The 14,106-nt window shown below is 41.9% G+C and carries 15 protein-coding genes; all 15 read left to right on the forward strand.

Going from position 1 to position 14,106, the window contains the following annotated elements; genetic code table 11:
- Window positions 1-373 precede the first annotated feature (373 nt).
- Window positions 374-829, forward strand: coding sequence for a rhodanese-like domain-containing protein (locus ACN0T8_RS05515; RefSeq protein WP_417879651.1), 456 nt, complete (start codon window positions 374-376; stop codon window positions 827-829).
- Window positions 830-941: 112 nt separating this feature from the next.
- The gene (gene secB / locus ACN0T8_RS05520) at window positions 942-1,403 is read left to right on the forward strand and encodes a protein-export chaperone SecB (protein ID WP_027697950.1); all 462 of its coding nucleotides are present in this window, start codon (window positions 942-944) and stop codon (window positions 1,401-1,403) included.
- A 418-nt stretch (window positions 1,404-1,821) separates the two neighbouring features.
- Entirely contained in the window at window positions 1,822-2,844 is a 1,023-nt protein-coding gene (gene gpsA / locus ACN0T8_RS05525) for an NAD(P)H-dependent glycerol-3-phosphate dehydrogenase (RefSeq protein WP_417879652.1), read from the forward strand.
- A gap of 322 nt (window positions 2,845-3,166) precedes the next feature.
- Window positions 3,167-3,988 (forward strand): serine O-acetyltransferase, encoded by an 822-nt coding sequence (gene cysE, locus ACN0T8_RS05530; protein WP_417879653.1) that lies wholly within the window; start codon window positions 3,167-3,169, stop codon window positions 3,986-3,988.
- Window positions 3,989-4,475: 487 nt separating this feature from the next.
- The gene (locus ACN0T8_RS05535; protein ID WP_417879654.1) at window positions 4,476-4,691 is read left to right on the forward strand and encodes a Flp family type IVb pilin; all 216 of its coding nucleotides are present in this window, start codon (window positions 4,476-4,478) and stop codon (window positions 4,689-4,691) included.
- A gap of 17 nt (window positions 4,692-4,708) precedes the next feature.
- On the forward strand, window positions 4,709-5,098 hold the full coding sequence (locus ACN0T8_RS05540) for a prepilin peptidase (RefSeq protein WP_417879655.1): 390 nt from the start codon (window positions 4,709-4,711) through the stop codon (window positions 5,096-5,098).
- A gap of 70 nt (window positions 5,099-5,168) precedes the next feature.
- Window positions 5,169-5,768 carry a TadE/TadG family type IV pilus assembly protein gene (locus tag ACN0T8_RS05545; protein ID WP_417879656.1) on the forward strand — a complete coding sequence of 200 codons (600 nt, stop codon included), beginning with the start codon at window positions 5,169-5,171 and terminating at the stop codon, window positions 5,766-5,768.
- Window positions 5,769-5,860: 92 nt separating this feature from the next.
- Window positions 5,861-6,907, forward strand: a complete 1,047-nt coding sequence (gene cpaB, locus ACN0T8_RS05550; RefSeq protein ID WP_417879657.1) for a Flp pilus assembly protein CpaB — start codon at window positions 5,861-5,863, stop codon at window positions 6,905-6,907.
- Window positions 6,908-6,917: 10 nt separating this feature from the next.
- A complete protein-coding gene (locus ACN0T8_RS05555) occupies window positions 6,918-8,132 on the forward strand; it encodes a type II and III secretion system protein family protein (RefSeq protein WP_417879658.1) in 1,215 nt (404 codons plus the stop codon).
- 10 nt (window positions 8,133-8,142) lie between these two features.
- Window positions 8,143-9,405, forward strand: coding sequence for a CpaF family protein (locus ACN0T8_RS05560; RefSeq protein WP_417879659.1), 1,263 nt, complete (start codon window positions 8,143-8,145; stop codon window positions 9,403-9,405).
- Entirely contained in the window at window positions 9,402-10,289 is an 888-nt protein-coding gene (locus tag ACN0T8_RS05565; RefSeq protein WP_417879660.1) for a type II secretion system F family protein, read from the forward strand. Before ACN0T8_RS05560 ends, ACN0T8_RS05565 begins: the two co-directional genes overlap by 4 nt.
- A gap of 8 nt (window positions 10,290-10,297) precedes the next feature.
- Complete coding sequence (locus ACN0T8_RS05570) at window positions 10,298-11,224, forward strand: type II secretion system F family protein (protein ID WP_417879661.1); 927 nt, start codon at window positions 10,298-10,300, stop codon at window positions 11,222-11,224.
- Window positions 11,225-11,908 carry a tetratricopeptide repeat protein gene (locus ACN0T8_RS05575; RefSeq protein ID WP_417879662.1) on the forward strand — a complete coding sequence of 228 codons (684 nt, stop codon included), beginning with the start codon at window positions 11,225-11,227 and terminating at the stop codon, window positions 11,906-11,908.
- Between the two features lie 56 nt (window positions 11,909-11,964).
- A complete protein-coding gene (locus ACN0T8_RS05580) occupies window positions 11,965-12,324 on the forward strand; it encodes a DUF3613 domain-containing protein (RefSeq protein ID WP_417879663.1) in 360 nt (119 codons plus the stop codon).
- A 2-nt stretch (window positions 12,325-12,326) separates the two neighbouring features.
- On the forward strand, window positions 12,327-13,838 hold the full coding sequence (locus ACN0T8_RS05585; RefSeq protein WP_417879664.1) for a pilus assembly protein TadG-related protein: 1,512 nt from the start codon (window positions 12,327-12,329) through the stop codon (window positions 13,836-13,838).
- Window positions 13,839-14,106 lie beyond the last annotated feature (268 nt).

The following is a 14,106-nucleotide window of genomic DNA, read 5'->3' on the forward strand; positions in this document are numbered from 1 at the left end:
TTGAAGGTTAATTGTCATCCTTGAGGAGCCTGAGCGACATCGAGGATCTATATTTCGCGTGTGGAGAGTCGATACCCGCTCTCGCTGAGGCTCGGCAGGAATGACGGTTTTTATGTTGGGATTTGTGCATTACGATTAATAGTAAGTGATCTCGAAACCGCTCTTTCTAGGAACCAGTAAACTAGGGACTAGGAACTTTTATTTCTTTTTCAAGCCACGAGCAGCGAAGCGCCCGAGCTACGAGCCTCGAAAATAGATCTAAATCGTCTTTTCCACCTTTACTCTCGCCACTTGCCGCTTTGCCCGTTATACTCTGGCCTTTCTAATATTTGGCTGTGGATGTTCCCAGCTAGTGCATTTATGAGTGTAGGGCATGCAAGAATATATCGAATTTTTTCAACAGAACATGATTTTGTCTTTAGTTTGGGTTGCGGTGTTAGCGGCCCTAGTCGCGACTATCTTTAAGTCATCAACCGCTAAATATAAAACAATCGGTGCGAGTGAATTAACAAACCTTATTAACCGTGAAGATGGTGTTGTGGTTGATATTCGTACTAACGATGAGTTTAAACGTGGTCATATTGCGGGCTCAGTTCACATTTTGCCATCTGAAATCAAATCTGGTGCCATCACTAACATTGAAAAATACAAAGCGGCCCCAATTATTGTTGTATGCAAGACAGGTCAAACGTCACACGAAAGTGCTAACCTGTTAGCGAAAGCTGGTTTTGAAAATGTGAACATGCTGAAAAATGGTATGACAGCTTGGAATGAAAATAACTTACCTTTGGTTTCTGATAAGCCAGCAAGTAAGAAAGGTAAGAAGTAATCACGGTTCTCGATGGCTCGATTCTCGTTACTCGAGCCACTAGAAGCGCAGCGTTCAAGCAGCGAAGCGCTCGATAATCGACAAAATTTTAATTAATAAGGATGACTCCATCATGGCTGAAGCAGCACCTCAAGAACAACAGAACTTCACTATTCAACGTATCTTCCTAAAAGATCTTTCTTTTGAAGCACCAACAGCGCCACAAATGTTCCAAAAAGAATGGGAACCAGATGTGAAGCTAGATTTAGACACACAAAGCCGTGAGCTAGGTGAGAATGTTTATGAAGTGGTTCTTCGTCTAACCGTTACAGTTAAAAATGCTGAAGAAGTGGCTTTCCTATGTGAAATCCAACAAGGTGGTATTTTTACTGCTGAGAATATGGAAGAAGGTCAATTAGCACATTGTCTAGGTGCGTTCTGCCCGAACATCCTATTCCCATACGCTCGTGAGACAGTTTCTAGCCTAGTGGTTAAAGGTACGTTCCCACAATTAAACCTAGCTCCAGTTAACTTTGATGCTTTGTTCATGAACTACCTACAACAACAAGCTGAGCAAGCACCACAAGAAGCGTAAGTTCAGTTCGCTTTTTATTTTTAATCTCAGGCTAAACTAAAAGAGCGAAGACAGCAGTGTCTCGCTCTTTGTGCTTACAGGCCCGTTACTCGTAGCTAGGTCGCTTCGCTTCTCGAAAGCCGAAGAGAAATTGTATCGAGTGAGTTAGGTGTTTCGAGTTGCGTGTAAAAGCGGGGGCTAAACGTTATTCGTCATCCTGAATAGCGACGTAGGAGCGTAGTTCAGGATCTCCTAGCGTGATTCGAATACACTTTCCTCGTAATACGGAGCGAAGAGTTCACATAACACGTAACAAAAGCAGCTTTTTCGTATGACGAGTTGCGTATAATAGCAACGTTATCGCTTTTGTTTTTTTCGACATACGAATAACAAACAGCGAAGCGCCCGAGCAACGTATTAACTATTTAAAGGTCTCACCATGACAAATTTAACTGCCAATAATGATGTCGTAATGACAGTGATCGGTGCTGGTTCATACGGTACTTCGTTAGCGATTGCTTTAGCACGTAATGGATCTAAAGTGATTTTATGGGGACATAATCCTTCGCATATGGCGGCTTTAGAGCAAGATCGTTCTAATGAAGAGTTTCTACCGGGTATTGATTTCCCAGAGTCATTGATTATTGAGTCAGATTTGTCGAAAGCGGTTGCCGCGAGCCGAGACTTGCTGGTGGTCGTACCGAGTCATGTATTTGGTATCGTATTAAATAATTTAAAGCCTCATTTGCGCAGTGATACTCGTATTTGCTGGGCAACCAAAGGTTTAGAGCCTGAAACCGGACGCTTGTTAAAAGATGTCGCGCATGATGTGCTTGGCGATCAAATACCTCTTGCAGTATTGTCGGGACCGACATTTGCTAAAGAATTAGCGGCAGGTATGCCGACTGCGATCGCGGTCGCGTCACCAGATGCTGAGTTTGTAAAAGATCTTCAAGAAACCATTCACTGCAGTAAATCTCTTCGTGTGTATGCCAATAATGACTTTACTGGTATGCAGCTTGGCGGCGCGGTGAAGAATGTAATCGCGATTGGCGCAGGAATGTCTGATGGTATTGGTTTTGGCGCTAATGCACGTACCGCATTAATTACTCGCGGTCTTGCGGAAATGTGTCGTTTAGGCGCTGCATTAGGTGCTCAACCAGAAACCTTTATGGGAATGGCGGGTTTAGGTGATCTAGTTCTAACTTGTACTGATAACCAATCGCGTAACCGTCGTTTTGGTTTAGCACTAGGTAAAGGTAAAGATGTTGATACTGCGCAGCTTGAAATTGGCCAAGTCGTTGAAGGTTACCGAAACACCAAAGAAGTTTGGCTATTAGCTGATAGAATGGGTGTTGAAATGCCGATAGTTGAACAAATTTATCAAGTGCTGTATCAAGGAAAAGATGCCCGTCTCGCAGCGCAAGATTTGTTAGCAAGACAAAAAAAGGCGGAAGGGTAAATAGCGAACCTCGGTTTTCGGGCGCTTCGCTTGAGAGACGAAAAGACGGTAGCGTGTTTCGAGTTGCGTGTAAAAGCGGTCGTTAGACGTTATTCGTCATCCTGAATAGCGACGTAGGAGCATAGTTCAGGATCTCCTAACGTGATTGCATTATCTATTGGCTGTTGGGTTATGCTGAAACTCGATCGAGTTCTTCCTAGAAACCAGAAACCAGAAACCAGGGACTAGGAACTAGGAACTTTACCCGAGCCACGAGCAGCAAAGCACCCGATAGACGAGTCTCGAATGGACTTTGTACAAGGACCAGTATCTAGGAACATATATGAAACACTGCGCAAAACAAAAAGTCTGGAATACCATTGTTGATGAAGCGAGACATCAGGCTGAACAAGAGCCGATGTTAGCAAGCTTTTATCACTCAACCATCATTAATCATGATAGCCTCGGCGCCTCGCTTAGTTATATCTTAGCCAATAAGTTAAGAACTGCGACCATGCCACCGATGACGGTACGTGAAGTGGTGGAAGAAGCCTTTAAAGATGATCCTTCTATTACCGACAGTGCGGCTTGTGATATTTGTGCGATTGTAAACCGAGATCCAGCGGTTTCTATGTATTCTACGCCTTTGTTATATTTGAAAGGTTACCACGCGTTACAAGGTTATCGTGTGGCGAATTGGCTATGGAAGCAAGGTCGTTTCGCTTTAGCCACTTATCTTCAAAATCAGATTTCAGTCGCGTGTCAGGTTGATATTCACCCGGCTGCGCGTATTGGTCAAGGGATCATGCTCGACCATGCCACGGGTATTGTGATTGGTGAAACTGCGGTCGTCGAAAATGATGTGTCTATCCTGCAAGATGTGACACTAGGCGGTACTGGTAAAGAAGGTGGTGATCGTCATCCGAAGATCCGTGAAGGCGTGATGATTGGTGCTGGCGCAAAAATTCTTGGCAATATTGAAGTGGGTAAAGGCGCGAAGATTGGCTCATGTTCTGTCGTGCTGCAAGCCGTTCCTCCTCATACGACAGTTGCAGGTGTTCCCGCTAAAATTGTCGGTCGTCCACAAAGCAACAAACCATCAGAAGATATGGATCAAGCGTTTAATGGTAATGGTCATAAGTTAATTGATGGGGCTGGGATTTGATTTCTCGGTCTCTAATGATGTCTTTTCCAAATTATACTCTTTGTACTTGAAGCGGCAGCGTTGTTAACTGCGTTCATTCGCCCCAATCACATAGGCTCTCTATCCTCACGGGGCCTTATTCACTTGTCGCCTCACTGCAACTTCAATTACAGTGGTATATACCCAAGTAACTTCAAGGTGCAAGTTTCAGTAAGAATAAAACAAGCTATAGGCAAGGCTATTCTATCTCTATTCAATTTAACGCAGCATAAAGCTTGTCTTAAAGCCTTCCCCCTTCAACGTAATTATTGATTATTTCCAATAAAAACAAAGCGTTCGTTTTGTCTCATTTTCATCTCTTCTTATCAATTTACATTTAATTTTGTGATTTATGTCGTGAATTAACATTTCCTGTCTTTTTATTGTGAACTAATCTTAATTTGAAAGCAGAGAAATATTTGAAGAAAAAAACCTTTTAATTGAGCAGTTTGTAAATTGGAGAGTGATTATGAAAATTCAAAGTGTAAATGATTTCCTAACACAAGCATGGTGCAAATTGGTCGCGTTTTCTCGTGATGAGAAAGGGGCATCGGGGATTGAGTATGTGTTAATTGCAGTTATGGTTGCAATTGTGATTGCGTTATTTACTACAGGTATGGGTACTCAAATAAAAGCGGAATTAAATAAGGTTCTAGAGGCACTCGGCGGTACCGCAGTTTCATAAGTAACCGAAGAATGATATTGAATTCAATAGTGATTACTCTATTGGCTATTTCAAGCCTTTTTGATATTAAAAACCAACGCGTACCGAATATTTTAAGCGTTGGTTTTATTATCACCGCTTTATTATGGCTGGTGCTTAGACCAGAAAGTATCACTTTTTTAAGCGTGCTTTATTCTGTGGGGGTGACCTTGTTATTAACTCTCCCAGGGTATTGCAAAGGCGTTTTTGGCGCTGCGGATATTAAAATTTTATTCGCTATCGCTTTGGTGACGCCAATAGAGAAGATGCTCATGATGTTATTGGCTTCTTTTATTATTTTCAGCCTGTATTGGGTGGTGTGTTACCGCCCAATCAAACAAGCGCCTTTTATTCCCGCGGTATTAGGTGCCTTTATTTTATTCATGTGAGTACGATGATTTAGCACTTGATGATCTATCTGTCACCTGAATAGCAAACATCAATAAGGAGGAAGTGAACATGGAAAAGACACGACCTTCTTATTTATTTAGCCGTTACTTACTTAGAAATAAAAAGGTGATAAAGACAAACAACAAACGATGGATGAAGAAAACGGTAAAGAAAAAACAACAGGGTGCGGCAGGGATTGAGGCGGTGCTTTTATTACCATTGGTGCTTCTTTTATTGTTCGCGATTATTCATTACAGCATGATTTTTTTTGCGGCCAGTTTATTTGAACATGCCGCCAAAGAGGGCATTCGCAATAGCATGTCGTATGTGGATGAGCGTTGCTATTTTACGGAGTGCGATGCGGCTGAAATAGAAGATATTTTTAGACGCCCAATCACCGACAATACCGCCGCCGTTATTCAAAACTTTACGGGTGGAACGGGTGATAGTTTGGGGGTTTTGTTTGGTGTGGATTTAGGTAATAAAAACGGCGACACAATTGATGTAAAACTTATGTCTGATGGGGATTGCTGCCAGGTGAAAGTATCGTTACAAGATTATGCATCAGAACCTTTTTTACCCACAGAGATGATTGATGGCTTATTACCGGGAGATGGCTCGGTTTTTCCTGAAGATATTACCGCGACCGCCTCAATGAAATTGAACTAGCAACAACCTTATCAAAAATAACAGCGTCATAAACAGTAAAAATTAGCACATCGGAATTAATGGTACGCAGAGACTCAATAAAAGGAATGATTATGCGGCTTAATTTTATGACACCAAGAAGGTTAAAAATATCTGCGGGATTACTTTTGATCGTGGCCGTATTTTTTGCTTGGATGGGGTATCAAAACCAAAAGCACACTTCTCAAACGACCTCTAAAGCCTTGAGCAATACCTTTACCCCAGCCCTGACTCAGCACACTTTGTGGAGGTTCATACAAGATGTATCGCCGGGCGAAAAGTTGACCAAGGATAGTGTAGAGCAAGTAACGGTGGAAAAAGTATCACCGAATCAAGTTCAAGATCTTGGTCAAGTATTGTCTCTTCGGGTGAAAAGGCCCATTGTTTCTGGCACATTTTTAACAACGGACATGCTGGAAGAGCCAAGAGCGATTGTTGATCAACTCCCAGTTGGGTATCGCGCGTTGGCGGTCAAAGCTAGTGAGGTTTCTACCATTGGCGGTCATCTGAAACCGGGCGATAACGTTGACATTATCTATCTGTTAAAACCGAATGATGAATCAGGGGAGCTTACCACAGCACGTCGATTAGCTAGTAATATCAAAGTGTTGGCGGTTGGTGAGCAAGTTTCTGATATAACAGGAGATTTAGGTAAAAGTGAGAGAATAAAAAAAGAAGCAAAAAATCAAAAATCCAAATCCACTACCAGAGCGGCGAGATCGGTCGTTCTTGCGGTAGAAGAACCGCTTGCCCCTATGATTTTATTGGCGGAATCTTCAGGCGACCTTCGCTTATCGATTGTTGGTACTGATGAAAAGATGGCGTCGTTAAAAGATGAGCATCCCGATCAATATGCCACCAATACCGATGATGACAACACCTCTATTGTCGACTCTACTCTTACCTCTACTTCTTTGAGCGAAGAACAAATGATGGCTCAAAAAAAACAAGGTGAACCGGAAAAAGAAGACATTTACCTCGCCAGTTTAGAGCAATTCAAAATTGACTCACAATCCAAAAAAATATCCTCTAAAACGAAAAAAAAATCGACAGTATCAAGGGGTCATTACATTGAAATTATTCAAGGTGACAAACGGGCGTGGATAAACTCAGGTAAGTGAGGAATGGACAATGATTAAAAAATTCTCAGGGACTTTATTGTGCTGTTTTTCGATGCTCAGATTCTCAATAGTCACATTACTGGTGCTTGTTTTTTCAATAAACAGTTGGGCTTATGGTGCTAACTCGAGTAGTGAAAAAATTGAACTAAATCCTAACGGCCAAGTGGAATGGTCTTATTCAGGAGGAAGTATTACCCGAGCGGCTATTGGTGATCCAGATGTTGCCAGTTTAAGTGTTATTAACCGTAGTACGCTGTTGATTTCGGCTACAACGGTTGGTGAGACGAGTTTGTTGGTGTGGGGACAAGGGCAACAAGAGCCGATTAGGAAAAAAATTCATGTTGTACCTTCTGGAATACAAGTGAGTGATATTCAAGTTCAAACGGACATTAAAGTGGTTGAAATCAGTAAGTCTGCGTTAAAAGAAGCTGGTTTCTTTTTTGGTAAAAGTACTGGAAATACAACGATTGGAATCGGCAGTGGGGATGTGGCTGGGCCTTTAGGGAATTTATTTGGAAATTCGTCTGTGCTGCCGTTTTCAGATGCGTTCAATATTGTTTTGGGTAATCAGTCTAAAGGTATTTTAGGTGCGATCAGTGCATTAAACTCCAATGGTTTTGCTTATACGTTAGCAGAACCGAGCTTAGTGACGATGTCTGGGCATAGCGCGACTTTTTTAGCGGGTGGCGAGTTTCCGTATCCGGTAAGCTCGGATAATGGTGATATCAGTATCGAATTTAAAGAATTTGGTGTGCGTTTAAGCTTGTCACCAACGGTACGTGAAGACGGTCGAATTTTATTGAAAGTAGCACCAGAGGTGAGTGAGTTAAATTACAGTCAAGGCGTGAGTTCTTCTGGCATTTTGGTTCCGGGGATCAGTGTTCGTCGAACTGATACCACGATACAGCTTGGTGATGGTGAAAGTTTTGTAATCAGTGGGCTTATCAGTAGCAGCACTATGAAAAATGCCGATCGTTTACCTGGGCTGGGAGACATTCCTATTATTGGTGCTTTCTTTAGCGCGAGCCGTTTAGAACAAAATGATAAAGAATTGATGATGGTCGTCACACCACATTTGGTTAAACCATTAGCGAAAAATACGCCATTACCCACCTTACCTGGTGATGTATATCGACGTTATAACCCTAACTTTTTTGAGTTGATATTCTTAAATAAAGAGCCCGATGAGCTACCGCAAGGCATTGGTTTTTCTGATGGCATGTAGAGGTTGATTTATGGATGATATTACGGCCTCATCTCTCAATAATCGAGATATTGAATTTATAGAATCATTAACGTTTAAATCGCACCTACATCAGTATGTATTGGAATGTATGGAAGACGATGGCGTGATTTTTGATGCTTCAATGAAAGATAAAGCCAATATATTGCTTCCAGTGAATTCTTATATTCAACAATATTTAGAATCCCATACGCTTCCGCCTAATTTAACGATAGAGGATCTTGCTGATCAACTGGTCGATGAAATGATTGGTTATGGGCCAATTGAATGCCTTTTAAATGATGATACGGTAGACGATATTTTGATCAATGGGCCTCGTCGAATTTACGTTGAACGATTCGGTTGTTTAGAAAAAGTCGATCATCAATTTCTTAATGATGAGCATATTATTCGTGTGATCCGGCGTATGTTAGCACCTCTTGGTCGAAGGGTAGATGAGTCGAACCCAATGGTGGATGCTCGTTTGCCCGACGGTAGCCGTATTAATGCCATTATTCCTCCATTGGCGCTTGATGGTGCTTGCCTTTCCATTCGAAAATTTAAACAAGATATTCTGACTGGGGAATACTTATTAGAGAAGTCTTCGATCAATGAGGAAATGCTGACATTTCTTAGGCGTGTGGTTAAAGCTCGGTTTAATGTGTTAATAAGTGGAGCGACAGGATCGGGTAAAACCACGTTACTCAATATTTTAAGTCAATCTATTCAACATCATGAGCGTGTTGTCACGATTGAAGATGCGGCAGAGTTACAACTTAGAAATGGCCATGTCGTTCGCTTAGAGACTCGCCCACCGAATGCTGAAGGCAAAGGGGAAGTCAGCGCACGTGAGCTATTGAAAAATGCGCTGCGGATGCGTCCAGATAGAATCATTTTAGGAGAAAGCCGAGGCGGAGAAGTGTTGGATATGCTTCAAGCCATGAATACTGGGCACTTGGGTTCTATGAGTACTTTACATGCTAATTCACCTAGTGATGCCTTAATTCGATTAGAAATGATGGTGACTCTCGCAGGGTTTCATTCCAGTGAAACCTTTATCCGTAAAGTGGTGGCTTCTGCGCTTGATGTCATTATTCAGATCACCCGCCAGCCCAATGGAAAAAGGATCATAACGGACATTGTGGAAGTCAGAAAAATCGATGGTGATAAAATATCGACCCATTCTATTTATCATTATGACTCGATGTCTCATTCCTTTAAGCATGTTGGACAATTATCGGAACGATTACAGCAACAATTGGAGGAAACACCATGAATATATGGTTTATTGTTGCCGCCTGCTTGTTTGTTCTGGTCGCTGTCTCGATGATGTTATTGATTAAAAGTGCTCCAATGCCAATCGCCAAGCCGACCTCCGTATCGGCAGCATTGAAGCACCCAAAAAAGAAAAAACGCAAAACTTCTCAGCAAGAAAAAATCAATGAATGGTGGTTAAGAGCGGGATTTAGTACTTCTCGTTTTATTAATGTGTTATTGATTCTTTTGATTATTATGGTGGGATTTTTGGGTTTTGTGTCTATGAGTAGTTTCGGCGCTTTGGTTGGTGTTTCCGCCAGCATATTTATTTTGTTTCTACTGGCTCAATGGCGTCGAGCCAAGTTTCAGCGCCGAGTCACCAATCTTATGCCTTCTTTTATTGATCAAGTTAATCGCCGCATTCAAGTGGGGATCAGTTTACCTCGCGCAATAGAACAATCAACAAAAACAACGCCAAAACCGTTAAGTACCATTTTAGAAAGGGTTAATCAAAGAAGACAACTAGGTATTGAATTGCAAGATGCGTTTTATAAAGAGTGGCGTATTACAGGGGTGCCATCTTTTCAATTGCTAGGTTCTATTTTCAGTGTTAATGCTCGTTTTGGCGGCAGTATCAATGACTCTTTAGAAAGCGTGGTGCAATTGCTTCGTCAGCAAGATTCTAGCCGGCGAGAATTAAGCTCTTTAACGGGCGAAACACGAGTTACTGCTTGGGTCATCGGTGTCGCACCGATATTGGTCGCGGGGTATATGTTGTCACAAAACCCAACCATGTTAATCGATATGTGGGAATCGGATTCAGGGCGTCCATTATTGATGTTTGCGGGGGGGCTGGAGTTGATGGGTATTATTATTATTTGGCGAATGCTAAAGAGCTTGTAGGAGGCACTATGGGAGCAGAATTTTTCTTTTGGTTGGCTGCATCGTGCTTATTATTAGCCTTATCCGCTTTTTTATGGATGCAGTCATTGACCGTGATAACACCAGAATCTAAACAAGCTCAAGCGGTTAAAGCCCAAAACTTGAAAGCGCGTTCCAAAATTCGCTCAGAAGAAAGAAAAGAAAAATGGCTCCAGAAAGGGCAAAAGCTGTGGGGGCGAATCAAACAACAAAATCAACAAAGGCTAACGGATATGGTCAGTACTATGCGACAAGCTGGTTATATCAGCAGTCGTGAGCAAACGGTCTGTTTGTTTAAAGTATTATTAGTGTGGATTGTGATTTCGGTTGTGTTTTTCGGGCAACAGTTTTTTTCAGAACAAACCGCGACCCACGGAGTGTTGTCATTCATTATTTTTGTGTGTTTTTTACTTTGGATGACGTTGCGTTGGTTTCGTTATAAAGCCAAATCTCGAGCGAAGAAAATGGATGATGAAATTTTGATTACTGTGCATTTAATGTCGATTCTTTGGCAAGTGGGGTTGTCTCTTGAAAGTTTGTTGCGGGCTTATCATCAAGAAGCAGAAGAACTCACTCCAGAGCTAAATAAGGAAATTGGTTTGATTTTAGCTCGTATTGATACCGGTCAAAATCGTGAACAAGTCTTTAACGATATGGCTTCAAGAACACTATCGATTGGTTTCCAAGATCTGTTGACCATGATGTCTCAAGCAGGGGATTCAGGTGGTGGATTAAAAAGTGCGTTTCAATCATTAGCGAAAATTCTTCAAGATAGAAAGAGAACCGATTTACAAGAAAAAGTCACTAAGATGTCGGGTAAGATCTCAGTGATCATGATGGTCTTTATGTTTCCTGCTTTATTCATTGTTCTTGGCGGGCCTGCGGCGTTAGCGCTCAAAACTGCCCTAGGAGGTTAAATGAACCGAATAATACCTGTTACCTTAAGTGTGTTGCTATCGGCTTGTTCTTCATCGCCCCAACCGGTTTCGGTGCAAAATGTGCCAGAGCAAGAGCCTGGTCTTTGTGGGGAGCATTTGTCAAAAAATATGGGCATGCAAATCAGCATGGCGAAACAATCTTTTCAGCAAGGGCAATATTATTCCTCTCTTGCAACGTTGGAAAAAATTGATTCAGATTCCATCACCAAACGGGCTCTGCAAGCTAGTGCTTACCGAAAAGTGGGTGAGTTAGATGACGCAAAAAAAATCTATCAGTCGTTGCTCGATACGTGTGTAAAGGGGAATGCACAACATGGTCTTGGGCTTATTTCTGCTTACCAAAGTGATATGAAGTCGGCGCAAATGTGGCTATCGAAAGCCGCAAAATCGGAACCGGCTAACCCTAATATTCGTAATGATTATGGTTTTTTATTGCTTTCTATTGGGGAAGAAAAAAAAGCAAGAGGCGAATTTATTACCGCTTTAGAACTGGCACCAACCAATGAAACAGCCGCGAAAAACTTATGGTTAGTGCTTTTTCGTAATCATGAAACTAAAGCCGCCTCTAGTCTAAATCAGCGCTTTAGTTGGAGTGACGTCGAAACACAAAAATTGACGTTAGCCGCGACCCAATTTAGCCCGATAGATGTGGATAAGCCGTAATATGCTTCAAGCAAGCTAAGTAAACAGTAGCCCTGAATTACAGGTAAGGAAGATATATGGAATCAATAATAGCGAGACATTCGTTACGGTTGACTAAGCCAATCAAAAGCAAGTTACTTGTCGGGTTGTTAGGGTTGGTGACGCTGGGAGTGAATGCAGCTCAAGAAGAACAAGCGCTCAATAGCAAAGGTCAGCAACCGGTTCAATATCAGCCATCCAGTCAATCGAATAACGATGAAGTGGTACGGGAAGATCGAACTCGTTCATGGCTAGCCTTACAACGCAGTAATACTCAAGCAACGGCGTACCAAGATGAGCTGTCGCCTGACATGGCAAAAGCGGTTCAAGAAAGAGCCAAGAAAAGTTTCACACACGCCATTCCTGAAAAGTTCATTACTGATAGTTTTGGAGAATAACCATGAAAACGAGCAGCATTCGCAAACAACGTGGAGCCCTAGGCTTAATGATGGCGATGATGATGCTCGTATTGGTGTTATTTGCCGCATTAGCCATCGACATGGCTCGCCTTACCTATCAACAACAAGCGTTACAAAGTGTGGCGGATGTTGCAGCGTTAGAGGTATCAAGGAGTAATCCGTATTTTATTGATGGCGATATGACGAGTATTGCAAGTGAGCTAGAGGCTAAATATGAAGGTAAAGTTGATACTTTGACGGTTAAACCTGGCTCGGCAAAAATTGAAGGTAATCAGTGGGTGTTTTCTAAATCAAAACCGAGTGTACCGACTTTTAATAGTGATTACCCAGCGGCGCAAGTGGTGGTGACTAAAAAAGTTGATAAAAGTATGATTGCTGGTGGTTTGTTTGATAATAATAAGGTGGAACTAACTGCTACAGCAGCGATTCAAAAAAGTGGTGTGGTGAGGTTTGGGATTGGGACAGAGCTATTAAACGTAAATGCTAAACAATCAGAATTATTGAATAGCATATTTACAGGGATATTAGGTTCACCGGTGAATTTGAGTGCGGCAGGTTATAAAGGATTAGTGGACACTCAAATTATGTTAGGTTCATTAGTCAATCAAGCTACGATTGGCTCGATGAATGAGGTCTTAAATAGTAATTTAGAATTAGCCAATCTTTCTGAGTTTCTCGATCTTGATGGTGGCGTAGGGGCACTATTAAATCAAGTCAGTGCATTGGATGTAAAAGTTGGCGATATTTTAGGAATAACTCCGGGTAGAGAATCAGCAGCGTTAGGAACTACTCTTAGTGCGTTGGATATAATTCGAGCTAGTGTATATGCTGCGCATGAAGGGAATGGTATCGAACTTGATAACTTAGGAATTACTATACCGGGAGTTAGTAGTATCAATGCAAATCTTAAAGTGGTTGAAGCCCCTCAGTTTAAAACAGTGCTTTTACCTATAAAGGAAGGTGATAATACTTTAGTTAAAACATCCCAACTTGACTTGTCTTTGGTTGTAGATTTAGTTCCTGGCCTTGGTGTTGGAACAATTACTGTTGATGCGAAAGGAGCGGAATCTACAGCAAAAATTATAGAGGTAGGGGGTGATGAAAATGGGAAGTATATTAAAGTACAAGTTAGTAGTTCATTATCTGATTTTGATATATCTCTTGGTATGTTAGATTCTCTGATTACTGCAGATATTAACGTTACTGTTTCTGAAGCACTACCGTCAATTATAAAGGTGTCTTTATCTGATTTATCCAGTGAGGAAGTTTATACAAAAAAAATATCTAATCTTATAAGTTTTACTGATATTAATTCTACAATTAAAATTCTTGGTATTATATCTCTAGGCGATTCAGGTGTGTTAAATGGCATTGTATCGTCTTTACTATCCGATGTTCTTCTTCCAACGTTGGGTTTATTAGGTGTTTCGCTTAATGAGACAACCATCTGGGTCGACGCCGCCGGCACCACCCAATATGGTCTTATTCAGTAATAACAAGTAGAGCTGAGATTCAGGAACGCTACGTTTGGGAGCTGGAATTCAAAATTTCGTCATCCCTGAGGAGCCTAATCGACATCAGGGATCTAGGTCCAGCGCGTGGTGAGTAGATTCCGGCTCTCGCTAAGGCTCGGCCGGAATGACGGATAGGGGTTCGACCGGAATGACGGATGGGGCTCGGCTGAACTGACGTTTTTTGTTGCGAGGCAGCCTATTAAGCCGTCATCCCTGAGGAGCCTAAGCGACATCAGGGATCTATGTC

Origin of the sequence: Vibrio sp., assembly GCF_048266485.1 — a bacterium.
Lineage (GTDB): Bacteria > Pseudomonadota > Gammaproteobacteria > Enterobacterales > Vibrionaceae > Vibrio.